Source organism: Streptomyces sp. NEAU-YJ-81 (genome assembly GCF_017592595.1).
Classification (GTDB): domain Bacteria; phylum Actinomycetota; class Actinomycetes; order Streptomycetales; family Streptomycetaceae; genus Streptomyces; species Streptomyces hygroscopicus_B.
Map to the genome: position 1 here is coordinate 57,716 of NZ_JAGFNO010000020.1, position 21,961 is coordinate 79,676.

14 protein-coding genes are annotated in these 21,961 nt (G+C 72.2%); 6 read left to right on the forward strand and 8 right to left on the reverse strand.

Annotated elements, in window-relative coordinates; translation table 11 throughout:
* Nucleotides 1-33: 33 nt before the first annotated feature.
* The gene (locus J5X86_RS32725) at nucleotides 34-3,474 is read left to right on the forward strand and encodes an aminotransferase class I/II-fold pyridoxal phosphate-dependent enzyme (protein WP_208520327.1); all 3,441 of its coding nucleotides are present in this window, start codon (nucleotides 34-36) and stop codon (nucleotides 3,472-3,474) included.
* A gap of 22 nt (nucleotides 3,475-3,496) precedes the next feature.
* Here J5X86_RS32725 and J5X86_RS32730 read toward each other — a convergent pair whose 3' ends face one another.
* The 4 genes from J5X86_RS32730 to J5X86_RS32745 form a co-directional block, all read right to left on the reverse strand.
* Entirely contained in the window at nucleotides 3,497-4,066 is a 570-nt protein-coding gene (locus tag J5X86_RS32730; protein WP_208520328.1) for a toxin, read from the reverse strand.
* 13 nt (nucleotides 4,067-4,079) lie between these two features.
* Complete coding sequence (locus J5X86_RS32735) at nucleotides 4,080-4,520, reverse strand: helix-turn-helix domain-containing protein (RefSeq protein WP_208520329.1); 441 nt, start codon at nucleotides 4,518-4,520, stop codon at nucleotides 4,080-4,082.
* A gap of 308 nt (nucleotides 4,521-4,828) precedes the next feature.
* Nucleotides 4,829-5,983 carry an MAB_1171c family putative transporter gene (locus J5X86_RS32740; RefSeq protein ID WP_208520330.1) on the reverse strand — a complete coding sequence of 385 codons (1,155 nt, stop codon included), beginning with the start codon at nucleotides 5,981-5,983 and terminating at the stop codon, nucleotides 4,829-4,831.
* Nucleotides 5,984-6,012: 29 nt separating this feature from the next.
* The gene (locus J5X86_RS32745; protein ID WP_208520331.1) at nucleotides 6,013-6,741 is read right to left on the reverse strand and encodes a TetR-like C-terminal domain-containing protein; all 729 of its coding nucleotides are present in this window, start codon (nucleotides 6,739-6,741) and stop codon (nucleotides 6,013-6,015) included.
* A gap of 146 nt (nucleotides 6,742-6,887) precedes the next feature.
* On the opposite strand from J5X86_RS32745, the gene J5X86_RS32750 reads away from it, so the two are divergent.
* From J5X86_RS32750 to J5X86_RS32760, 3 genes are all read left to right on the forward strand, one after another.
* Entirely contained in the window at nucleotides 6,888-10,106 is a 3,219-nt protein-coding gene (locus J5X86_RS32750) for an NACHT domain-containing NTPase (protein ID WP_208520332.1), read from the forward strand.
* A 194-nt stretch (nucleotides 10,107-10,300) separates the two neighbouring features.
* Nucleotides 10,301-12,361 carry an ATP-binding protein gene (locus J5X86_RS32755; RefSeq protein ID WP_208520333.1) on the forward strand — a complete coding sequence of 687 codons (2,061 nt, stop codon included), beginning with the start codon at nucleotides 10,301-10,303 and terminating at the stop codon, nucleotides 12,359-12,361.
* Between the two features lie 6 nt (nucleotides 12,362-12,367).
* The gene (locus J5X86_RS32760; protein WP_208520334.1) at nucleotides 12,368-13,951 is read left to right on the forward strand and encodes an ABC transporter substrate-binding protein; all 1,584 of its coding nucleotides are present in this window, start codon (nucleotides 12,368-12,370) and stop codon (nucleotides 13,949-13,951) included.
* A 15-nt stretch (nucleotides 13,952-13,966) separates the two neighbouring features.
* Here J5X86_RS32760 and J5X86_RS32765 read toward each other — a convergent pair whose 3' ends face one another.
* Nucleotides 13,967-14,764 (reverse strand): SAM-dependent methyltransferase, encoded by a 798-nt coding sequence (locus J5X86_RS32765; RefSeq protein WP_208520335.1) that lies wholly within the window; start codon nucleotides 14,762-14,764, stop codon nucleotides 13,967-13,969.
* Between the two features lie 118 nt (nucleotides 14,765-14,882).
* A complete protein-coding gene (locus J5X86_RS32770; RefSeq protein WP_243982029.1) occupies nucleotides 14,883-15,812 on the reverse strand; it encodes a VC0807 family protein in 930 nt (309 codons plus the stop codon).
* Between the two features lie 419 nt (nucleotides 15,813-16,231).
* Between J5X86_RS32770 and J5X86_RS32775 the strand changes: the two genes are divergently transcribed.
* On the forward strand, nucleotides 16,232-18,472 hold the full coding sequence (locus tag J5X86_RS32775) for an MMPL family transporter (RefSeq protein WP_208520336.1): 2,241 nt from the start codon (nucleotides 16,232-16,234) through the stop codon (nucleotides 18,470-18,472).
* Here J5X86_RS32775 and J5X86_RS32780 read toward each other — a convergent pair.
* Nucleotides 18,449-19,045 carry a hypothetical protein gene (locus tag J5X86_RS32780; RefSeq protein WP_208520337.1) on the reverse strand — a complete coding sequence of 199 codons (597 nt, stop codon included), beginning with the start codon at nucleotides 19,043-19,045 and terminating at the stop codon, nucleotides 18,449-18,451. The genes J5X86_RS32775 and J5X86_RS32780 overlap by 24 nt on opposite strands.
* Before the next feature lie 249 nt (nucleotides 19,046-19,294).
* Here J5X86_RS32780 and J5X86_RS32785 point away from each other — a divergent pair, with 249 nt between their 5' ends.
* Nucleotides 19,295-20,641, forward strand: a complete 1,347-nt coding sequence (locus J5X86_RS32785) for a WS/DGAT domain-containing protein (protein ID WP_208520338.1) — start codon at nucleotides 19,295-19,297, stop codon at nucleotides 20,639-20,641.
* Nucleotides 20,642-20,792: 151 nt separating this feature from the next.
* On the opposite strand, the gene J5X86_RS32790 is transcribed toward J5X86_RS32785, so the two are convergent.
* Complete coding sequence (locus J5X86_RS32790; RefSeq protein WP_208520339.1) at nucleotides 20,793-21,950, reverse strand: SDR family oxidoreductase; 1,158 nt, start codon at nucleotides 21,948-21,950, stop codon at nucleotides 20,793-20,795.
* Between the last annotated feature and the right edge of the window lie 11 nt (nucleotides 21,951-21,961).

Genomic DNA, 21,961 nt, shown 5'->3' on the forward strand with positions numbered 1-21,961 from the left:
ACAGCGAAGGGATCCCAAGTGGGTTCAGCTGGTATGCGGCGTGATGACGTCGCGATCGTGGGAATGGCCTGCCGGTTCCCGGGGGCGCGCAACGTCAACCAGTACTGGCGGCTCCTCAGCGAGCCGCGGGCGCAGTTCGCCACCGTCCCCGACTCGCGGTGGCGCACCGCCACCTTCCTCAGCGACAACTTACGCGACTCGTCCTCGGCCTATACGGACACCATGGCCCTGCTGCCGGACGTGGGCCACTTCGACGCGGCGCACTACGGCATCCCGCCACGGCGGGCCAGATCGATGGATCCGCAGGGCCGGCTGCTGATCGACCTGGCCCGGGAGGCGATCCAGGACGCGGGATGGGAGGCCGAGGGCTTCGATCGCGAGGAGACCTCGGTGATCACGGCGCTCACCGAGAGCGGCTACCGCGAACTCAGCACCATGCAGATCCGGATGCGCCAGCTCACCGGCGGCGAGTTCGGGGCGCGGGCGAGCGACCCCCGGTGGCCGGAGACGGTCCGCGCGGTGGACGGGCTGCACGGCTCCTCGGTGGCCGGGCTGCTGCTCAACATGGGCCCGAACACGGTCAGTTCGGTCTTCGATCTGCACGGCGAGAGCTATGCGCTGGACTCGGCGTGCTCCGGGGGACTCATGGCCGTGGCCAACGCCGTGTTCGCGCTGCGCGCGGGCCGGTGCCGGATCGCGCTCGCGGGCGGCGCCCAGTTGATCCTCGCCCCGGACCTGCTGGTGGGGCTGTGCCGGATCGGCGCCATCTCGCGCAGCGGCAGATGCCTGCCGTTCGGCGCGGAGGCCGATGGCTTCGTCCTGGGGGAGGGCGCCGGGGTCCTGGCGCTGCGCCCGCTGGCCGACGCGCTGGCCGCCGGTGACCGGGTCTACGCGGTGATCCGGGGCGTGGGGACGGCCAACGACGGGACCGTGCAGGGCGGTATGCACCCCCAGGCGGCCGGTCAGCTCAGGGCCCTGCGCCGGGCCTACCGCGACGCGGACCTGGCCCCGGACGCGGTGGGATACCTCGAGGCGCACGGCACCGGGACCACGGTCGGCGATCCGGTCGAGGTCGGTGTGCTGCGGGAGCTGCGGGGCGAGCGGGGCGCACCGGCGTTCCTCGGCGCGGTGAAGGCGGTCGTCGGCCACGCGCTCAACGCCGCGGGGATCGCCGGACTCGTCAAGACCGTGCTGGCCGTGCACCGGGGGGTGATACCGCCGCAGCCGGACTTCGACCTGGCCGACCGCTTCGGACTCGACGCCGCGCGGCTGACCATCCCGACGAAGCCGACCGGCTGGCCCGACGCCGGGCAGCCGCGCCGGGCGGGGGTGAGCGCCTTCGGCTTCGGCGGCACCGGTGTCCATGTGGTGGTGGAGGAGTGCGTCACGACGCCGGCCCGTCCCACACCGGACGGCGGGCCGCATCTGCTGGTGCTCAGCGCCCGCGACCGGGCCGGGCTGGCCCGTTATGCCCGGGAGCTGGCGCACACTCTCGCCGATGACCGGCCGCCGCTGGCCGGGGTGGCGGACACCCTGGCCCGCCGGGCTCCCCTCGCCGAACGCCTCGCCCTGGTGGCGGAGGACGCCGCCGACGCCGCCACCCAACTGACCGTGGCGGCCGAGGCCGTGGCGGCCGGGCGTACCGGAGAGCTCGGGGCGGGGCTGGCGGTCGGCACGGTGCCACCCGGTGAGCTGCCCGAGGCCGCCGTGCCGGAGCCGGGCTCGCTGCCCGCCGACGCGCACTCGGCCGCACTGGCCCAGCTCGCGCGGCGCGCGGTCACCGGCGCGGGGCTTCGCCCGGTGAGGGAGCGCATACCCCCCATCACCCTGCCGCCGAGCCCGCTCGCCCCGCGCCACCACTGGGTGGTGGACGAGTCGGCGCGCGCTCCCGAGGACGAGGGCACCGCCCACGACCTCGGGGCTATGGGGGAGGGCCGGACCGGGCCGGTGGGCTCGCCCGCGGCGGCGCGGGCCGACGGGGCGTCCGCCGGGTCCATCGTGCTCGAAGAGCTGTCGCGGACCGGCGTCTTCCCGCTCGCCGACCTGACCGAGCGGATGGGGCTGGTGACCGACCTCGGCTTCGACTCCCTGATGCTGCAGGAGCTGGAGGTCAACATCGGCAAGCGCATACCGGGATTCCGCACCGAGGAGATCTTCTCGCCCGACCTCACCGTGGAACGGCTGGTCGCGCTGGTCGATCCGCACCTCACGCAGGAGCCGGCCGCCGGTGCGCCGCTGCCCCAGCAGACGCGGGCGGACTGGGACGCGGCGAGTGCCTGCGCCGATGACTTCCCCGAGGTGCGGCAGTTCGAGGAGCGCTTGAGCGCGATCGCCGGCAGTGGCGCGGACTTCCCGTACTTCCGGGTCCATCAGGGCAACATCCGCGACACGACCATGATCGACGGACGGCCTTACCTGTCCTTCGGCAGCTACAACTACCTGGGGCTCTCCGGCCATCCGGCGGTCAACGAGGCCGTGCACCAGGCGGTGGACCGGTACGGCACCTCGGTCTCCGCGAGCCGGGTGCTCTCCGGCGAACGGGAGCTGACCGTACGGCTGGAGCGGGCGCTCGCCGACTTCCTCGGCGTCCCCGACTGCCTGGCGCTGGTGAGCGGCCACGCCACCAATGTCACCGCGATAGGGCATCTCGTCGGCGCTCGGGACCTCGTGATGCACGACGCGCTCGCCCACGACAGCATCCTCCAGGGCTGCGCCCTGTCCGGGGCGGCGCGGCGCCCGTTCCCCCACAACGACATCGAGGGGCTGGAGGACGCGCTGCGGCGCAACCGGTCCCGGTTCAGACGGGTGCTGATCGCCGTCGAGGGCGCCTACAGCATGGACGGCGACCTGGTCGACCTGCCCGCCGTGATCGAGCTGAAGCGGCGCTACGGCGCCCTGCTGATGGTGGACGAGGCGCACAGCATCGGCACGGTGGGCGAACGCGGCCGTGGGGTGGGCGAGTTCTTCGGCGTCGACCGGTCCGGTGTGGATCTGTGGATGGGCACCCTCTCCAAGACGTTCGCCAGTTGCGGCGGCTATCTCGGCGGCTCGGCCCGGATGGTGCGGTGGCTGCGGCATACGCTGCCCGGCTTCGTCTACAGCGTCGGCCTGACCCCCGCCAACGCGGCCGCGGCGCTGGCCGCCACCGAGCTGATCCTCGCGGAACCGCACCGGGTGGCCGCCCTGCGGCGCAACGCGGAGCTCTTCCTGGGCCTGGCCGCCGCGGCCGGTCTGGCGACCGGCTCCAGCGCCCACACCCCGATCGTGCCGTGTGTCCTCGGCGACTCGGCGCGGACCCTGCGCGTCGCGGACCGGCTGTTCGAGCGCGGTGTCATCGCCGATCCGATCTTCCACCCGGCCGTCGAGGAGGGGCTCGCCAGGCTGCGGTTCTTCGTCACCAGCGAGCATCGTGAGGACGACATCCGCCGCACCGTGGCGATCCTGGCCGAGGAGGTGGCAGCCGCCGGGGGATGAGGGGGACACCGTCGGATCCACGTCAGATCAGGGTGCGTTCGATCCGGCTGAGCATGGCGTCCTGTCCGGATTCCCCGGAGTCCTCGGCCGGGGCGGTGCCATGCCGCTCCTCGATGCCGCCCACCCGCTGGGAGAGCAGATAGGCGATGATCTCCGCCTCCTGCTCCTGGACGTCGTCGTAGGTCGCGCGCAGGAGCATGTCACGCACGAGGTCGGGGTCGAGGTTGGGGAAGAGAAGGCGGGCGCTCGCCTCGTCCAGCCAACCCGCCCCGCGATGGCAGCAGATGATGTGGCCCAGCTCATGCAAGATGATGTGCTCCTGATGCGCGCTGGTCGTGTTGGCGTCGTAGAAGATGAGGTCCTCGTCGCGGGCGGCGACCCACATGCCGCACGGGTGCGTCGCGGGCATCTGCATCGGGACCAGCGTGATGGGGCGGCCGCGGACCTCGCCGAGATGGCGGCAGAGCTCGGCCACATCGGCCACCTCCGGCAGGTCGAGGTCGGCGATCCGCCGCGCACCGGCCTTCCGGAGCTTCTTGAGCTGACTGCGCCGGTCGTGGTCGGCCGACCGTCCCTTGTTGGCGCCCCTCACCCAGCCGCACCCCTCATTCCTGGTCCGAGGTGTCGGTGACGGGCGGAAGGCCCTGAAGCTGCCGGTACTGGTCCATGATGGTCGTGATGGCCGCGAGGTTCTCCTTCTTCATCCCGGCCGCCCGCATCGCCACGGCGCGCACCCCGGCCTGCCGGAGCGCCTCGATGGCGGCGACCTCGCTGAGCACCGATTCGGCGACCTGGTCGTCGAAGAAGTAGGCCACCGACACGCCGAAGAAGCGCGCCAGGGCGGCCAGCAGGTCCGGTGAGGGATTGGAGCGCTTGCCCGTCCGCAACTGCGACAGATACACGCCCCCGACCTTGAGCTCGGGGCTGGCCTGCTTCAGCTCCTCAGCCACCTCGGCGTTGGTCCAGTGCCTGCCCTTGGGACGAACCGTCTTGAAGAGGTTGTCCAGACGCACTGCCAGCGTGGGCCGGTCGTCAGTCTCGGACATGCGAATCTCCCTCCCTCACCTCCTCGGCTTTGCCCCCGGCTAATCGTCAGTTTCGCAGATTAGCGGTCAGTTGACAATCTGGCCCAACTCCGCCAACGTGGACCTTGTCGATAGCTGCCAGCTAACTCCGCTCACGGGGGTGGCCGAGTGGGTTGTCAGTCCTATCGGCCCGGCTCGGCCCGGCTCTCAGGGCTGTGCCGAGCTGGGCCGGGCGGGGGCCACCCGCTCGGCCCGGAAGAGGAAAACGGGGGAATCACGGGGGAAATCCCGCTCGGCCTGACGGGGGCAGACCGGGCGGGATCCCTCTCTCAGCGCGCTTTGGCGAGCCGCCGGTAGGCGGATGCCACCTTGGTGAGCCAGACGACCTCGGCGGTGAAGTTGTCCGTGTCGCGGTCCTCGAAGTCGCCGGTGTCCGCGTTGTCATCGGGAATGGTGCCGGTGCGCTTGGCGTGCAGGGCCTGCCTGATCTGCGCCGCTTCGGCGAACGCCTGCCGGGACTCCTCGCTCCCCTTGGGGGCCGCCTGGCCGTCGCCGCCCGAGGTGCGGTCGATGTAGGGGCGCAACTCCCGCCAGCCGTCCCGTATTTCGATGACCCGCCGGTGGAGCCGGTAGTTGAGGTCGGAGACCGCGGCCCCCGGCGGCTCCAGGACGATGTCCGGGGAGGACTCGTACAGATCCCGCCACAGCGGATACAGGGCCCGGTAGGACCGGTAACCGCGCGCCCATTCCAGCAGCTTGGTGGCCGAGGGCCCCCAGGAGGAGATCGTCAGGGCGAGCGAGAGGGTGACGATGCCCAGCGCGCTGAAGACGGAGGCGGCGAGCGTCCAGCCGCCGATGTCGAGCCCGCCCGCGGCCGTGAGGACGTTGACCACCCTGGCCAGGCAGTAGAGGAAGAGGATCACCGCGGCGACGGAGAGCATCCGCAGCGCCTGCCCCAGCGAGGTCTTGCCCGCCATCCGGGCGTAGGGCACGCACTGGCGCAGGATGGTGACGCACGGAACCGCCTGGGAGACCATGAAGACCAGGAGGTAGGTGAGGATCAGCGGCTTGCCGCTGCCGGTGTTGAAGTCCTCGGCCGGCCGCCCGGGACCGTCGGCGATGAAGAACAGCGCCGTCAGCAGCGCGTCGAGGGCGACGCCGATGATCAGCCAGTAGCGGGCCCTGCGCCCCGACTCCTCGGTGGCGGACGCCCAGTGCAGCAGGATGATCTGCGCGCTGACGCAGAAGGCGACCGCCGACAGATGCATCACCAGGATCGCGAGGTTGCCGACGCCCAGGAAGCGCTCGCTCCCCATGGCGAAGGCACCCATCGTGAAGGTGAGGCACTGCAGCAGCAGGGTGATCACGAGTGTGCGGTAGGCGGTGTCCCGCCAGCTGCGCCTGATCTGGAACAGTCGGTAGATCAGCGCGGCATACGACGAGAGCGCCGCGATGACGAAGCAGAGAGTTTTGATGGTGGTCACGGCCCTTTCCCCCACAGGTGCCGAACGGTTCAGTCGGTGTGCTCGCCCAAGGGAACCACGAGTCCGATTCCTTCGGCCGCCACCGCGATGGCGTAGTCGAAGAACGCGGTCTCGTCCCGGACGCTGTCATGGGTACGGCTGAAGACCTGGAAGACCAGGAGCCCGACCAGGCTGCTCCACAGCACGATGCCGCGCTCGATGAGGTCCGAGAACGGGGCCTCGGGCACCCCGCCGAAGAGCGCCTCGGCCTCCGGCAGGAGCAGCGGCGGCCCCGGCATCTGACGCCGGGGCGCGGTGAGTTCACCGGCCTCCAGCGCCGAACGCACGATGCCGGCCAGCACCGCGGGGGTGCGTGAGGCGGGCGGGACCGTGTCCTGCGGGGCGTGGTAGTCCGGCACGGGCGAGCCGTAGACCAGCGTGAACTCGGCGGGGTTGGCGAACGACCACCGCCGTAGCGCGCGGGTGGCCGCGAGGAGCCGCGCGCCCGCCGGCGCGCCGGCGTCCCTGGCGGCCTGATCGGCCTGCTCCATCGCGGCGCCGGAGTCGTTGTAGGCGTCGATGAGCAGCGCGGTCAGCAGGTCGTCCCGATGCGGAAAGACGGCCTCCACATCGCTGACGGCGAGTCCGCCCTCACGGGCGACGGCGTCCAGGGTCAGCCCTCCGGCCCCCAGTTTCACCAGCAGTTGGCGCGCGGTGGTCTTGATGACCGCCTGCGGCCTGGTGTTTTCATCGGCGGAAGCTGTTCCGGAAACATCCATGGGCCAAACCGTACCGGTGCGACCGCGCTTCGCGCCCTGTGGACCCTCACCCTGGAGGGGTCTTCGCGGCTATGGTGAGCGGGAGGTGAGGGGTTGCACGGGGCTCGGCCGGGAACGCGCGCCGACGCCGCGAGGGAGGGGCTGCTGTGGACGGCGGCACGGTGGGGCTGCGGATCGCATCGGCAGTGGTCGTACCGGTGGTCAAACGGCTGCTGCTGCCGCCCGCGAGCGCGCCGGGGGCGGAGTACGGCGAGCGGCCCGTGCCGATCCGCCGGCTGGTGTCCTTCGCCCGGGAGCACCGCACTCTCACCGAGGACGATCTGCACAAGCTCGCCCGCGAGTTGGTCCGCCGCGCCGTGCGGGCCGCCGGGCCGCACGATCCGCCGATCGGTGCCGACGAGCACGACTCCGTCGGGCAGGCGCTGACCCGCACCCTGCACGCCCTCGGCGATCTCGACATGGACGACGTCCACGCCTTCGCGCTCGGCCCCGAGCGGCTGGCCGCGGAGCTGTCCCGGCGCGCGGGCCCCGACACGCGCAGGCTGCTGAGTGACGACGCCGCCCGCTTCCACGACCGGCTCCTGGAGACGGCCTGCCTCCACCTCATGCGCTTCTTCAGCCAGCGGCCCGGATTCGCGGCCCGAGCCCAGATCGAGCAGAGCCGCGAGATCCGGGAGCAGAGCGAGAAATTGGACTCAATCCTGCGGCGGCTGCCGGACATCAGCCACCAGGACATCCAGTTCGAGGAGGAGTACGCGCGCTACGTCGTCGAGTGCCACGGCAGGCTCACGATCTACGGCGTCGACCTCCGCGAACCGGACGGCCAGGACTGGCCGCTGGAGACCGCCTATCTGAGCCTGGAGGCCAGGCCGTACCGCGACGGCACCGACCGGGTCCCGGTGGTGAACGGCGAGCCCGGCGCCGACCGGGACACCGAGGCCGAGCGGGCCGCGGGCCCCGCCGAGGCGGTCTTCGCCAGCCATGAGCGTGTCCTGCTGCGCGGCGTCGCCGGCACCGGCAAGACCACCCTCGTCCAGTGGCTGGCCCTCTCCACGGCGCAGCAGGAGCGGGTGCCGGGCGGCCTGTCGCAGCTGTTCGGGCGCGTCCCCTTCGTCCTGCCGCTGCGCACCCTGGCGCGCAGGGACACCGAACTGCCCATGCCCGAGGACTTCCTGCGCTGGATCGGCTGCCCGCTGGTGGGCACCGAGCCCGACGGCTGGGCCGCGCGGGTGCTGCGGCACGGGCGCGGCGTGCTCCTGATCGACGGGGCCGACGAGATCCCGAAGGACGACCGGACCCGTGTGCGGGCCTGGCTGAAGAAGCTGCTCGCGGTCTTCCCCGGCAATCTGTGGCTGCTCACCTCCCGCCCCTCGGCCCTGGAGCGGGGCTGGCTGGCCCGCGAGGGCTTCCAGGAGTTCGCGCTCGCCGCGATGCGGCCCGCCGACATGAAGCAGTTCATCCGGCGCTGGCACATCGCGGCCGGAGCCTCGCAGGAGCTCGGCGAGTCCCTCTCGCTGTCCCTGCGCAGCAGCCCCGAGCTGAGCCGCCTGGCGACCAATCCGCTGATGTGCGGCCTGATCTGCGCCCTGCACCGGGAGCGGCGCGGCTTCCTGCCCCAGGGCCGCGCCTCCCTCTACGAGGCGGCGCTCTCCATGCTCCTGGAGCGCCGCGACCTGGAGCGCGAGGTCTACGGCCGCGGCCGTCCGGCACTGGACCAGAAGTCGGCCACCGAGCCGCTCCAGAGGCTCGCGTACTGGCTGATCCGCAACGAGCGGACGCAACTGGACCGCCCCGACGCGGTGAACGTGGTGCGGCGGCTGCAGCCCTCCGTCCCCCGCCTCGCGGACGTCGGAACGGCGGAAGAGGCCCTGCAGCATCTGCTGGAGCGCTCCGGTCTGCTGCGCGAACCGGCCCCGGGCGCGGTCGACTTCATCCACCGCACCTTCCAGGACTTCCTGGGCGCCAGGGCCGTGCTGGAAGAGCGCGACATGGGCATGCTGGTGAACAACGCACACCTGGACCAGTGGGAGGACGTGGTGCAGATGGCCGTCGCACAGGCTCGTCACCAAGAGCGTGCCGACCTGCTGACCCGCCTGCGCGAGCGGGGCGACCGGGAGCAGGACGCCACGGTCCAGGCGCGGCTGCGGCTCCTCGCCCTCGCCTCCCTCGAACAGGCCACCCGCCTGGAGCCGACGGTGCGCGAGGCCATCGAGGACCGGGCCGCCCGGCTGCTGCCGCCGCGCAGCCTGCGGGAGGCCAGGTCACTGGCCCAGACGGGCCCGCTGCTCCTGGGCCTGCTGCCCGACGCCAAGGACCTGGAGGGCGACGAGGAGCTGGCCACCGTCCACGCGATCTGCCAGATCGGCGGGGACGCCGCCATACCCAGGCTCCGGGAGTTCCTCGGCACCGGCCAGCCCGCGGTGCGCGCCCAGCTCCTCGCCCACTGGGACCGGTTCGACACGAAGGTGTACGCGGAGGAGATCGTACGGCCGCTCCTCGACACCGCCCCCGAGGAGATCGTCACGGTGCGCTCACCCGCCGAGCTGGAGGCGCTGCGCACCATCTCCGGCTATCAACGCGTGGGCCTGCACGGCGACTTCGCCCCGGAGGACATCCGCGCCGCGCTCGACCCGCGCCACCTGCGCGAGCTGCGCCTGCGGGGCACCCTGCAACTGGAGGACCTCACCCTGCTCTCCGCCTACCCCGAGCTGGAGACGGTCGCCCTGCAGGGATGCCGGAACGTCAAGGACCCCACGCCGCTGACCCGGCTGCCCCATCTGCGGAGGCTGGAGCTGCGGGACCTCCCCCAGTTCGAGCCGCTGCTGAAGCTGGCCGACTGCCCCCGGCTGGAGGGGCTCCTCGTCGGACCGGAGGTGCCCTGGCGCGGTCTGCCCGACCTCCCGCGCCCCGCCGAGCTGCGGCTGCTCTCCCTGCCGTCATCGGCGGCGCAGCTCGCGGGGATCGTGGAGTGCCGGGGGCTGGAGGAGCTGCGTCTGCAGGACGCCAGCGAGCGCCTGGCGCCGGACGAATGGGGCTCCCTCATCGCCGAGTTGCCTCAGCTGCGCAAACTGACGCTCTCGCCGCAGCAGCTGAGCATGCTGCTCTTCGCCCCCCGCACCGAGATCCCCCAGGTCACGCACCTGGATGTATGGGCCAGGGCCGGTTCCGCGGTACCGCTGCGGCGGATCGCCCGGCGCCTTCCCGGGCTCGAGGAGATCCATCTGTCGCAGGTCGCGGAGCTCGATCTCGCCTCCCTCGCCGGGCTGCCCCGGCTGCGCCGGGTGCGGCTCGTCTACCCGGGCGAGATCCGCGGCGCGGACTCGCTCCCCGACAGCGTGGAACTCGACATATACCCGCACCCCTGACCGGCACCCCCTCAACCCGGCTCACACCCGGTGCCGCGATTACCTGGTGGGATGTTTACCCAACGGGTAAGTTCATAAATGTAGGCGTAGTTGGTACGGATGTCAGCGGCTGATGTCTCGGGGGAGCGGTGCCGCCCGTCTCCGAGGTCACGGCTGCCGGGCAGCAGAGGACGACTGAGGCGGGACGCAGCAGGATGCGCGTATCGGAAGGGTCACCGCTCTATGGCCGCGACCCTCTGCTGCGTTCGCTCGTTCCCCGGCTGACCGGCCTGGCCTACGACGAGCGGTCCCGGGTGGGCCGGGAGCACCAGGGCGACCTGCCCGTGGTGCTGGTCACGGGATACCACGGCATGGGGCGCAGCGCGGTGCTCGAAGAGCTCGCCGCGCGCTACCGCGACCGGCTGCCGCTGGCCCACGTCCGCGCCGTGGCCACCGAACCCGAGACCTTCCCGCCCGCCCCGGCCGACGGCCGCGCCCCCACCGCCTCGACCCTCGTCGAGATCCTCGCGGAGCTGGTGTGCGGGCTCGCCCCCGATGTGCGCCGCCGCTTCCCGGTCCTGGTGCCCGGCCTGTTCGCCGTCTCCGGCTGGTACCGCGGCAACGGCGAGCAGCGCGACGTGGCGTGCCTGACGTTCGCCCGGCTGCTGCTCGCCTGCCGCCTCGCCGACGGTGATGAGAACGCGCTGAGACACGCCTGGGCCACCGCCGTCGAAGGCCGGCTGGAGACGATTGGCGCGCAGACCGACGCGGAGTGGGGCCGGGATTCGGTCACCGCCGCCGTGGTGGCGGAGTACACCGACCGGTATCAGCCGGCCGCGGCACAGGAGTGGTACCGGCGGCGCTTCCCACGGGGCGCGGACGGCCAGGATCCGCTGGTGCTGCTCGGGGAGTGGTTCCAGCGGGGCGGCGACTACCGGCACGCGGCCGAGCAGAGCCTGATGGCCGCCTTCCTCCACGATGTCGCCTCCTCCTACGGCAGGCTGCAGCGGTGGAACCGGGAGCCCTGGCCGCTCATCCTGCTCGACGACGCCCACTGCCTCCCGGGGCAGGACTTCCTCGACCTGCTGCTCGAACACCGCGCGCTGCCCGAACGCCCCGACCACGAGGAGCTCGTCGTCGTGGCCACCCGCCTCGGCGGCTTACCGGAGAACGCGTCCGCCGCCATCCGCCGCGACCTGCCCGACCTGGTGAAGTCCTCCGGCTGGCAGCGCAAGGGCCTGGCCCCGTCCGCCGGACTGCTCGCCGTCCCGCTCACCCCGCTGAGCCGGGACGACATCCTCCCCCTCCTGGTGCCGGACTGGCCCGCCCGGCCGCTCCACCCCTATCTGGCCTCCGCCGTGCACTCCCTGACCGGCGGGCATCCCGCGGTGACCACCGTCCTGTGCGCGGCGGTCCTGGACGCCACCAAGCGGGGCCGTGGCGTGGGCCCGCGCGACCTCCTGGAACTGCACGCCAAGGACGGCCGCGCCGTCACCGAAGCGCTCCTGGAGCGGCTGCTTCCCAACCGGCGCCAGCGCGACCGGCTGACCCTGCTCTCGCTCGCCCGCGACAGCACCGCGGCGGAGGCGCTGGCCGAGAATCTGCGTCTCCAGGGCCCGGACCAGCTCCCCGCCAACTCCGCCACCGACTACCTCGAAGAGCAGCAGTGGCAGCAACTCACCCCGCCCGACCAGCCGTTGGTCGCCGACGCGCTGCTGCGGACGCTGCTCGTGCACGAGGCGCGCCGCACCTCGTCACGGGCCGAGGACGGGCGTAGCTGGCAGGACATCCACCGCTTCCTGCGGATGCACCACGCCCAGCGCGGGGGTAGCGGCGAGGCGGACGCCCTGCGGCACACCCTCGCGGCCGGAAACGCGGAGACGGTGGTGGCCATGCTGACGGAGGAGTTCCAGTCGGAGAAGAACCCCCAGGCCGCCGCGCACTGGCTGCTGTGCCTGCGGTACGCCGCCACCGCGCCCACCCCACCGGCCGGAGAGTGGACCGACGAACGGATGCAGATCGCCCTCGGCGCGCACGACGGCCGGTACGCCGAACTGCATGAGATCGAGCGCTGTGTGAACCGGCTGCTGCACGCCCTGTGGCATGTGTCCGAGCCGCATGCCGAGCCGGACCCCGATATGTGCAAGGCGGTCGGCGAAGAGCTGGCCTACCTCTCCCCGCGCCACCCGTCCTGGCACGCCGTCCTGGGTCAGGCCGCCCGCAGTTGGCCTGCGGCGGCACGGAAGAAGCGCCCCTTCCCTATCTCCGGTCAGTGAGGAAGCATGCTGTTCCGTCTGTTCCGCCGTCACCCTCGCGAGTGGGGACCGCTCGAATGGCTGGCCGTTGTCGGACTCGGCGCCCTGGTCGCCGTCGCGATCACCGTCGTTGTCAACGTGGTGCAGGGCCCCGGCAGGTGCGGTGACGATCTGCGGGACATCGAGGGCGACTGCGTGGGCGTCACCGCGGAAGCCTTCGAGGCGGACCCGGGCATCGAAAGCCTCATCGAGGCGGTGGCGGACGAGAACGCGCGGGTGCGGCAGGACTGGGAGGATCCGCCGAGCGGACCCAAGATCCCGTACGTGCGGATCGCGCTGATGATGCCCTTCACCGCGGACGACCACAGCGCCATGACGGTGGACATGATCCGCCGCGGACTCGCCGGTGCCCTGGCCGCCCAACGGCAGGCCAACCGCTTCGGCGGACCGCACTACCAGCTCCTGCTCGCCCCCGACGGCCGGAACCTCGACCGCTGGGAGCCCGTCGTCGATCGCCTCGCCGAGCTGTCCAAGGACACCCGGGCGCCGCTGGTCGGCGTGACCGGCATCCCGAGCAGCACCCCGGATACCCGGAAGGCGATCGCCGCGCTCAGCAAGCACCGCATCCCCACCGTCGGCCCGGTCATCACCGCGGCCAACATGAACTCCCCGTACTTCTTCAAGACCTCGCCCAACAACGACCAGTTCGCCCGCGCCCTCAAGCTCTACCTGGAGAAGAAGCCGGCGGGGCACCGGGGCTTCCTGGTCTGGGACAACCGCAGCGAGGACGTCTACTCCCAGAATCTGCGCAGCGTCTTCAAGCGGCACTTCGGCGACGCGTACGACCTGACCAACCACAACTCGAACTTCACCGGCACCTCCGGAACGGACAAGGGCATCCCCCAGCGGTTCACCGACGCCGTGCAGAAGATCTGCAACGAGAAGTCCGACACCGTCTTCTTCGCGGGCCGCGACCAGGACCTGCCCGCGTTCATGGAGCGCATGGCGCAGGAGGGAAGCTGCGGGCGCACCACGACGCTGCGCATCCTGAAGGTCGGCATCGGCCTGGAGCCCACCCTCACCGCGGACGCGCCCACGCGATGGCTGGACGAGGCCCAGGCCACGATCGTGGACGCGTCCTCCGTCGACCCCGCCTGGTGGGCGGGGAAGCCCAAGAAGGCACTCGGCCGCTTCCTCGACCGCTTCGAGGAGATACAGAAGCAGCACAAGCTGGGCACGGACCCGCTGAATGACGGCTACGCCGTGATGTACCACGACGCCTTCGCGCTGCTCGCGGGCGCCGTGGACCGCACCTTCGCCGAGATCAACGAGGGCGGCAAGAAGGCCCCGGAGGCACTGAGCATCCCGACCAAGGATGATGTGTACAACACCCTCATCATCCCGAGCATCGCCGGCAACTCGTGCAGCTCCTGCCTGGTCGGTGCCGGAGGCACCTACGGCTTCGAGGGCCCGGGCAAGAACGACCAATGGGCCGTCTGCAAACCCGTACCCGTGGTCGAGTTCCCGCCGAGCGCCCGCTCCGGCCCCCCGGGCGCGGCCGCCCTCTACCGCACCTACCGCGGCGGCTCCAAGAGCGCCTGCCCCTCCTGACGCGACAGCGGCGGCTCAGCCCGTCTTGCGCGCCACGCCGCCGTAGTAGCCGATATCGCCGGGCCTGGTCTGCGGCGGGGCGTCCGGGCGCCAGAACGGGACCTCGGCCAGACCGGGCTCGACCAGGGTGAAGCCGTCGAAGAGCCGCTCGACCTCGGCGTGGGACCGCAGGTTCAGGGTGGCGGTGGCGTTGTCGTACACGGCCTGGGCCGCGCTGCGGTCGGCGAAGTCGCCCGTGGCGTGGGAGAGCACCAGGAAGCTCCCGGCCGGCAGCCCGTCGCGCAGGATGGCGAGGACCCGCTCGGGCTCCTCCGCCTCCGTGAGGAAGTGGACGATGGCGACCAGGAGCAACGCCACCGGCTCGTCGAAGTCGATGACCTGGCGGACCTCGGGGTGGTCCAGGATGGCCCGCGGGTCGCGCAGGTCGGCCAGTGCGATGCTGGTCGCGGCGGAGCCGCGGAGAATCACATTGGCGTAGGTGTTGACGATCGGGTCGTTGTCGACGTATGCGACACGCACGTCCGGCGCCAACTCCCGGGCGATCTCATGCACGTTGGGGGAGCTGGGCAGCCCGGTGCCGATGTCGAGGATCTGCCGGATGCCGTTGCCGACCACGTAGCGCACGGCGCGCCGCAGGAAGTCGCGGTTGGCCCGTACGCCGCGCCACACCTCGGGCGCCGCGGCGGCGAGCCGGTCACCCGCCTCGCGGTCCACCTCGTAGTTGTTCTTGCCGCCCAGCAGGTAGTCGTAGATCCGGGCAGGGTGCGGCCTGCTGGTATCGATCTCCTCGGCGCGGAAGCCGTTCTCCGTCACGCTGTTACTCCTCTCGACGGCCGTCACGGCCCCCGCATGCGTGTCCGGCTGTCGAACAGCTTCCCATATCGACGCCGCGCCCGGCCGCCGAAGTTCACCTGCGGCCGGCTACGCGGTGTCAGGCGGGCTCGGCCGCCTTCGCCTCAGCGGCTTTTGCCTCGGCGGGCGTTGCCTCAGCCGCTGCTGCCTCGGTCTCTGCCTCAGCATCGGCCACCGCCGCAGTCTCTGCCCCAGCCTCAGCTTCGGCCCCGGCCTCGGCCACTGTCTCAGCCTCCGCCTCGGCCCCGGCCGCTGCCTCAGCCTCCGCCTCGGCCGCTGCTGCCGCGGCGGCGCGCGCCTGGCCCTTGCGGCGCGACCGCTTGCCGTACACGCCCGTCCACACACCGAGGGAGGCGAGCACGGCGTAGATCAGGACCGGGCTCAGGACCACCATGGTGTCGGTTCTCAGCGTGTAGGACAGCACGATCCGGACCGCGGACTCCATGCAGTAGGCCACGCCCCAGACGGTCGTCATCGTCAGCATGGCCTTGCGGAAGCCATCGACCTTCCACAGGCCGTTCCACCAGGCGGTGCTCGCCTCGGTGCCGTCGGTGGCGAACTTGCGGCCCAAGTAGAACATCAGCGGGCGCGGCGTCAGCAGCGTCGCCAGGCACAGCAGCCCGAACAGCCCGGTGACGGCCGAGTCCTTGATCAGCAGGGCGCGGGCGGAGTGCGCGCCGACGGTCGACACCACGGCGGTGATCACGATGAACACCAGGGTGACGATGGCGAGTTCATCGAGGCGGCGGCGCCAGACGATGTGGACGGCGCCGTCGACCACCGGCCAGGCGCTGCTGAGCAGCAGGGCGGCGAATTCGCTCCAGCCGTGGTCGCGCAGCGCGTTGTAGGTGAGGATCGGTGCGGCGACGTTGAGGGTGAGAGTGACGACCCAGCCGAGAATGGCGGCGCCCCTGGACCGGGCGGGCGCGGCCGGCCGGTCGCTGATCGGTGGTGCTTGTGGATCCGGTGCGCTCGAAGCGCCTTGCGTGGTGGTGTCCTGAGTGAGCACGGTTCCCCTGTAAGCGTTTCTGGTGGTGCGAGAAAAGAGAAACGTAAAGCAGCCATGTCGTAAGAGGACAGTGCCGGGACATCAAATGTCGCCAAAATCTCGGCAGAAGGTTGTTTCAAGGGGCCGGTAACGGTCAAATGGCTGCTCGGAGCGGTATTCCATGGCCCTCTCCGGTGTTTTGGGGCGTCGAAGGCCATTGCGGTGAGAGGCCCTGAGAAAAGCCGTTTGCGAACACGATCCGGTAAACGACAGTTTCCGTTGTGTACGGGTGCACCGGAAAATCCGGCCGCTACCCCTGATAGCGGGTCATTGTGGGGCTTCTCCGCACACCTGGGTGACCTGGAGGAGTGTCGTTCGTTGGGCGTCCTGCGCGGGCCGTCCCACCGTGGGCGCCGGCGCGGTGAGCCAGGGAGGGTGGCATGTTCGTCCGGCTGGGGCGTTTCGACGTCGCGCGCAGGGTCTGGGTGCTCGCGGGGGCGGTACTGGTGCTGGTGGTCTCCTGCTGGGCGTGTTCCGGGCTGTCCGGGCGGCTCAGCTACGGCGGCTTCATGGCACCGGCCGCCGAGGCGACCCGGGCGGCGGACGCGATCCGGACCGAGGTGGGGGAGGGTGGCGCGGATGTCCTGGTCACCTTCCGCAGCAAGGAGTTGACCGCCGCCCGGCCCGCCTTCCGGGAGGCGGTGGAGGACGCGCTGCGCCGGGCGCCCAAGGGCACGGTGGACCGGGCCACGACGGCCTGGTCCTCGGCCAATCCGCTGCTGGTCTCCCTCGACCAGCACGCGACCGTGGTGCCCATCCTGCTGAAGGGCGACGGGGAGACCGGCCGCACCCAGAGCTATCTGGCGCTGCGGGACGCCCTGCGCACACCGGGGTTCGAGGTCAGCTGGACCGGGCCGAGCGCGATCATCTCGGAGATCGTCCAACGGTCCCAACGCGACTTGGTGCGCACCGAGTTGATGGTGCTGCCGCTGATGATGCTGCTGATGGTGTTCGTCTTCCGCGGGGTGGTCGCCGCACTGCTGCCGGTGGTCACCGGAGTCCTGGCGACGGCCGCGGCCCTCGCCGCGCTGCGCGCGGTGGCCGATGTCATCGAGGTCCCGTATGTGACGGTCAACCTCGTGGTGGCCATCGGATTGGCGGCAGGCGTCGACGCCGGTCTGCTCATCGTCAGCAGATTCCGGGAGGAGCTGCGGGCGGGACGCACCCCGGCGGAGGCCGTCGCCATCACCGTCGACACCGCCGGGCGGACGGTGGCACTGTCCGGCGTCGTCATGACCTTCATCGCCGTGGGCCTCGCCTTCTTCCCGCTCGGTTTCGTCCGCGCACTGGGCATCGGCGCGGCGGCCGGGCTGCTGGTGGGAGCCCTGGTGACGGTGACGGTGCTGCCCGCGCTGCTGTTCTGCCTGGGCGAGCGCGTGGACGCGCTCTCACCGGCCTGGCTGCGGCGCCAGGGCGGTCGCCGGGACGGCGCGTTGTGGGGCCGCGTGGCCCGTGCGGTGATGCAGAAGCCCATCGCCTACACCTGCGCCGTCTCCGCGCTCCTGCTCGCCCTCGCGGTGCCGTTCCTGCACACCGTCATCGGCTTCCCCGACCAGCGGATGCTGCCCGCCGGGGCGCCGGCCCGGGTGGCGGCCGAACGCATGGAACACGACTTCGCCGTCTCGGGCCTCGGCACCCTGCAGGCCATCGCCACCTTCGACCACCCCGTGGACCGCGGCCGGGGCCACGCCGACCTGCTGGCCTGGACGCGGAACGTCTCCGAACTGCCCGATGCCCGGGGCGTGCTGGTGGCCGGGACCACCGGGAACAAGGCCGTCATCTACGTCGGCCAGGACCACCGGGTGGAGAGCGACTCGGCCAAGTCACTGGTACGGGCGGTGCGCGCGCTGCCCGTACCCGGCGGCAGCGGTGTGCTGGTGGGCGGCGCGTCGGCCCTCGCCGTGGACACCATGGACACCTTCTACCGGCTGTTGCCCCGGGTGCTCGCGTTCATGGTGGTCACGAGCTTCGTGCTGCTCACCGTCGCGCTGCGCTCGCTCGTGCTTCCCCTCAAGGCGCTGGTGATGAACGGCCTGTCCATCGGCGCCTCTTTCGGCGCCCTCACCTGGATCTTCCAGGACGGACACGCCAGCAGGCTGCTCGGAGCCGAACCGACGGGTTACGTGGACGCGCTGGCACCCATCGTCATGCTGTTCCTCCTCATCGCGGTGTCCATGGACTACGAGCTGTTCCTGCTGCTGCGCATCCGCGAGCAGTACCGCCTGCTCGGGGACGACCGGGAGTCGGTGGCGGTGGGGATCGAGCGCTCGGGACGGGTGATCAGCGCCGCGGCGGCGGCCGTTCTGGTGGTGACGGCCTGCTTCGCGACCAGCAGCGTGGTCATGGTGAAGGAGATCTGCGTCGGTGTCTTCCTGGCGGTGCTGATCGACGCGGTGCTCGTACGGGCGGTGCTGGTACCCGCCGTCATGCGGCTGCTCGGCGCGGCGAACTGGTGGTGGCCCGGCTTCTCCCGGAACTCCGGCGAGCCCGGGAAGTCCCGCTCGGGCAAAGGCGGGCGGAAATCGCGTACCGGCAAGGGCGGGCGACCGGAGGCCGCCCCGGAACACGCGGCACGGCTTCCGGCCCCCGCCGAGGCGTCAGCCGAACGTCAGCCGCGCTGAGCCGCTGCCCGAGCCACCGGCCAGCCTGCCCTGCGTCCAGCAGTCCCGGCTCACACCGCGGTCGTCCACCGTGATGTCGACGCCCACGGAGCCCGCGAAGAGGCCCCTGGCGATCTGCACGTTCTCGGCCCTGAAGGTGACGTTGCCGTCGGCGTCATTGGTGAAGCGGAGCTTGCCGCCGCCGGTGCTTGTGCCGACCCGCGCACCGCCCGGCCCGATCCACTCCGCCGTTCCCGTGCCGGTGCCGATGGCCGTGCCGCAGGTGCCCTCGGCCATGCCCTCCACGGTGACCCGCACCTTGGAGACCACGGCGGAGCCGAGGCAGTTTCCGGTGATGGTGGCCCGGTAGCCCGCGACGCCGCTTTCGTCGCGCACGAGCACCAGGTCGGGGTTGGTGGGTTCCACCGTGGCCGTGCCCTTGCAGGTCAACGGCAGCGGAACGGCCGGTGCTTCGGCGGCCGCGCGGGCCGGGGGCTGCTGCCCCAGTAAGGCCACGGCGGTCGCCGAGGCCGCCAGCAGCCCCAGGGCTGCCGTATGGACGAGGGCGCGCCTGCGCCCGTTCGCTGAAGTCACGCACTTCTCCCAGGTCGGGCCACCCGAAGAGTGGCCACTTCCGATGATTGATCCGTCCGATGATGGCGGCCCGGGGAGCGGTGGCCGTTGGTCCGTGCGGGTGATTCACCCGCACGGTCACCAAGGTGTACCCGTTGTCGTGAAGGCGCTCGTCGGCCGCTGACGCGGCAGCCCCTGGCGGTGACTTGGGCGCCGCCCGGGCGTTGTTCCGGCTGCCGGTCGGTGTGACCGGCGGAGGGGTGGTGGAGGATGACGGGGAAGCCTGAGAAGCCGACCGGGAAGCCGACCGGGAAGCCGACGGGGAAACTGCCGTTTCCGGACGCGGCGCTTGTGGCGTACGGGAAGGCGCATCCCGGCACCGGACTGACCATCGGCGTGGTGCTGGAGCTGGAGGGTCCTCCTCCCGACCGGCGCCAACTCGCCGCCTCGCTGCGGCCGGTGGCGGAGCTGCTGGGCACCGGGCCCTCGGACGACGGCCCGTGGCGTGGCGCGGACGAGTACGCCGAGGCGGGTCCGGAGCGGGGCCTGTCCGACGTGGCGCATGAGGCGCTGGCCAGGCCGCTGGAGCCGCACCGCTGGTCCTGCTCCACACTGGCGGGACTGCCCGGCGACACGTCCGCCCTGGTATGGCGGGCGGATCACCGGCTGCTCGACGGGGCGGGAGTGGTCGGCGTACTGGCCGCCTGGACGGGCGCCCATGGCCCGGGCGCCCATGGCCCGGGCGCCTATGGCCCGGGCGCCGCCACGGCGTCCCCCGCGCGGGCCGAACCATGGCGGGCGCGCGGCGCCCTGCACCGTGCCGTCACCGATCCGCTGCGCGCGGCCTGGCTGTGCGGGACGCCCCTGCTGGAGCGGCGCCGGGGCAGCGCGGCGGAAGCCGACGGTGGCCCGCCCGCCACCCTCTCCTACGCCTGCGCGGAGACGGATCTCGGCCTGCTGCGTGGCATCGCCCGCCGCCACGGCACGACCGTCAACGACGTATACCTGGCCGCGCTGAGCGGAGCGCTGCGCACCCGGCCCGAACTCCGCGGCCCCGACGGGCAGATGCGCGCCCTGGTCCCGGTGAACGTCCGGGGCCCGGGAGACGCGGCCGTGCTGCGCAACCGCCACATCCCGCTCCGTATCCCGCTCCCCGTGGCGGAGCCCGACGCCGTACGCCGCCTCGCCCTGGTCGCCGCCCGCACGGCGGGCCGGGCCCGCGCGCTGCGCCATCCGCTGGTGCGCGTGGTGTTCCGGTCCGTCCCCGCCGCGGCCGGGGGATGGTGTTTCGAGCGGTACTTCGACCCGGCCCGCGCCACCCTGCTCGCCAGCAATGTGCGGGGCCCCTCGTCCGCGCTGGTGGTGGCCGGGCGGCGGGTCCGGCGCGTGCTGCCGCTGAACTTCCTCCCGGCCGGACACCGCCTGTCCACCGTCCTGGCCACCGCCCAGGACCAGGCCGTGGCCGGCTTCACCACCACCGAGCCCCGCCGGGCCGCCGAGTCGTTCGCCGCTGCCTGGCTGGAGGAGCTGCGGGTGCTGGCCACGGCGGGGCCGTGGGGGAGGGTGCAGGCGGCCGGGGCGGGGGCGACCGTCTCTCCGGCGGCGTCGGCGAGGTAGGCGGCGTCCGGGGGGCTTGGGGTCGGGCGGCCAGTCGGTGTCCTCGAGTAGGTTGCTTCGGTCGTACGTCCCGGGCTGGGGCGGTGGAGTTGAGCAGCGTTGGCTTCACCACCTCCGCGCCCCACCGGGCCGCCGAGTCGTGGGGGAGGGTTCAGGCTGCCGAGGCGGGGGCGACTGCCTCTCCGGCCGCGTCGCCGAGGTAGGCGGCGTCCAGGGGCTTGGGGTCGGGCAGGCCCGCCGTGTCCTGGAGCAGGTTGCTCCGGTCGTACGTCCTGCGTTGCGCGGTGAAGACCAGCAGCGAGGCCAGGTGATGCGCGAACAGCGACTCGTACGGATCCGGGTCGTCCAGGTCGTCCACGAGGTCCAGGGACAGCCCCGGGTACAGCCGCTCCAGGACCTTCACCGCCGTCGCGAAGGGCGTGTTGTGCGGATGGGTCAGGTGCACCGTGCGCACCCCCGCCGTGGCGCCAGGACGGGCCGCCGCCGCCCGCGCGGCGCACACCGCCGCGCGGGCCGCGTACTCCACCGGGACCAGGTTGAGCGCCCCGCCACCCCCCGCGCGGACCCGCACCCGCAGACCGCTGCCGTGGGCGTCGCCACCGTCGAGGAGGGAGGCGAGCGCCGGGTCGTCCTCGGCCCTGCGGCGCAGCGCCTCGTGGATGAGGAACGCCAGCACCGCCAGCGGCTGGCGCTGCCCGCTGCCATGGATGGGCCGGTCGGAGACGAGCAGCGACGGCCGCAGGATCGTGGCGCCCCGGCCGGTGCGGGCGCTCCAGGCGTGCACCGCGCGTTCGGCGGTGTACTTGCTCTCCTCGTACGGCGTCAGGAAGCCGTGGCCGCCGTCCAGGTCGTCCTCGCGGATGTGCCCCTCGGCGCGTCCCCCGGCGACGTACGCGGTGCTCAGGTGGACGACCCGCGCCCCGGCCGCTTCCGTGGCCAGGTCGAGGACGCGCCGGGTGCCGAGGACGTTCGCCTTGAACAGCGGCACCGGGTCGTCGTGCAGCGCGAGGTGCGCGGCACAGTGCCAGACCACCGAGCACATGTCGGTGAGGGCGCGGCGCTCGCCGTCGGTCAGGCCGAGGCCGGGCAGGGTGAGGTCGGCGGACACGTACCGCAGGCGCCCGCGCGGCGTCGCGGCGCCCGCCAGGCCGTCGAGCCCGTCGAGGTCCGTCTCGACCCGCGCCCGCAGACTCCCTTCCCCGCCCCGGCCGAGGACGGTGACGGGCCGGTCGTCGCCGTCCTCGGCGAGCAGGTTGCGCAGGATGCGGCTGCCGAGGAAACCGGTCGCGCCGGTGAAGAGTACGGCCATGGCGGGCTCCA

What these genes read in the sequence shown, in the direction of transcription:
- J5X86_RS32725 (WP_208520327.1), top strand. Translation starts at nt 34, where the DNA reads ATGCGGCGTGATGACGTCGCGATCGTGGGAATGGCCTGCCGGTTCCCG.
- J5X86_RS32735 (WP_208520329.1), bottom strand. Translation starts at nt 4,520, where the DNA reads ATGTCCGAGACTGACGACCGGCCCACGCTGGCAGTGCGTCTGGACAAC.
- J5X86_RS32745 (WP_208520331.1), bottom strand. Translation starts at nt 6,741, where the DNA reads ATGGATGTTTCCGGAACAGCTTCCGCCGATGAAAACACCAGGCCGCAG.
- J5X86_RS32755 (WP_208520333.1), top strand. Translation starts at nt 10,301, where the DNA reads ATGCGCGTATCGGAAGGGTCACCGCTCTATGGCCGCGACCCTCTGCTG.
- J5X86_RS32760 (WP_208520334.1), top strand. Translation starts at nt 12,368, where the DNA reads ATGCTGTTCCGTCTGTTCCGCCGTCACCCTCGCGAGTGGGGACCGCTC.
- J5X86_RS32775 (WP_208520336.1), top strand. Translation starts at nt 16,232, where the DNA reads ATGTTCGTCCGGCTGGGGCGTTTCGACGTCGCGCGCAGGGTCTGGGTG.
- J5X86_RS32785 (WP_208520338.1), top strand. Translation starts at nt 19,295, where the DNA reads ATGACGGGGAAGCCTGAGAAGCCGACCGGGAAGCCGACCGGGAAGCCG.
- J5X86_RS32790 (WP_208520339.1), bottom strand. Translation starts at nt 21,950, where the DNA reads ATGGCCGTACTCTTCACCGGCGCGACCGGTTTCCTCGGCAGCCGCATC.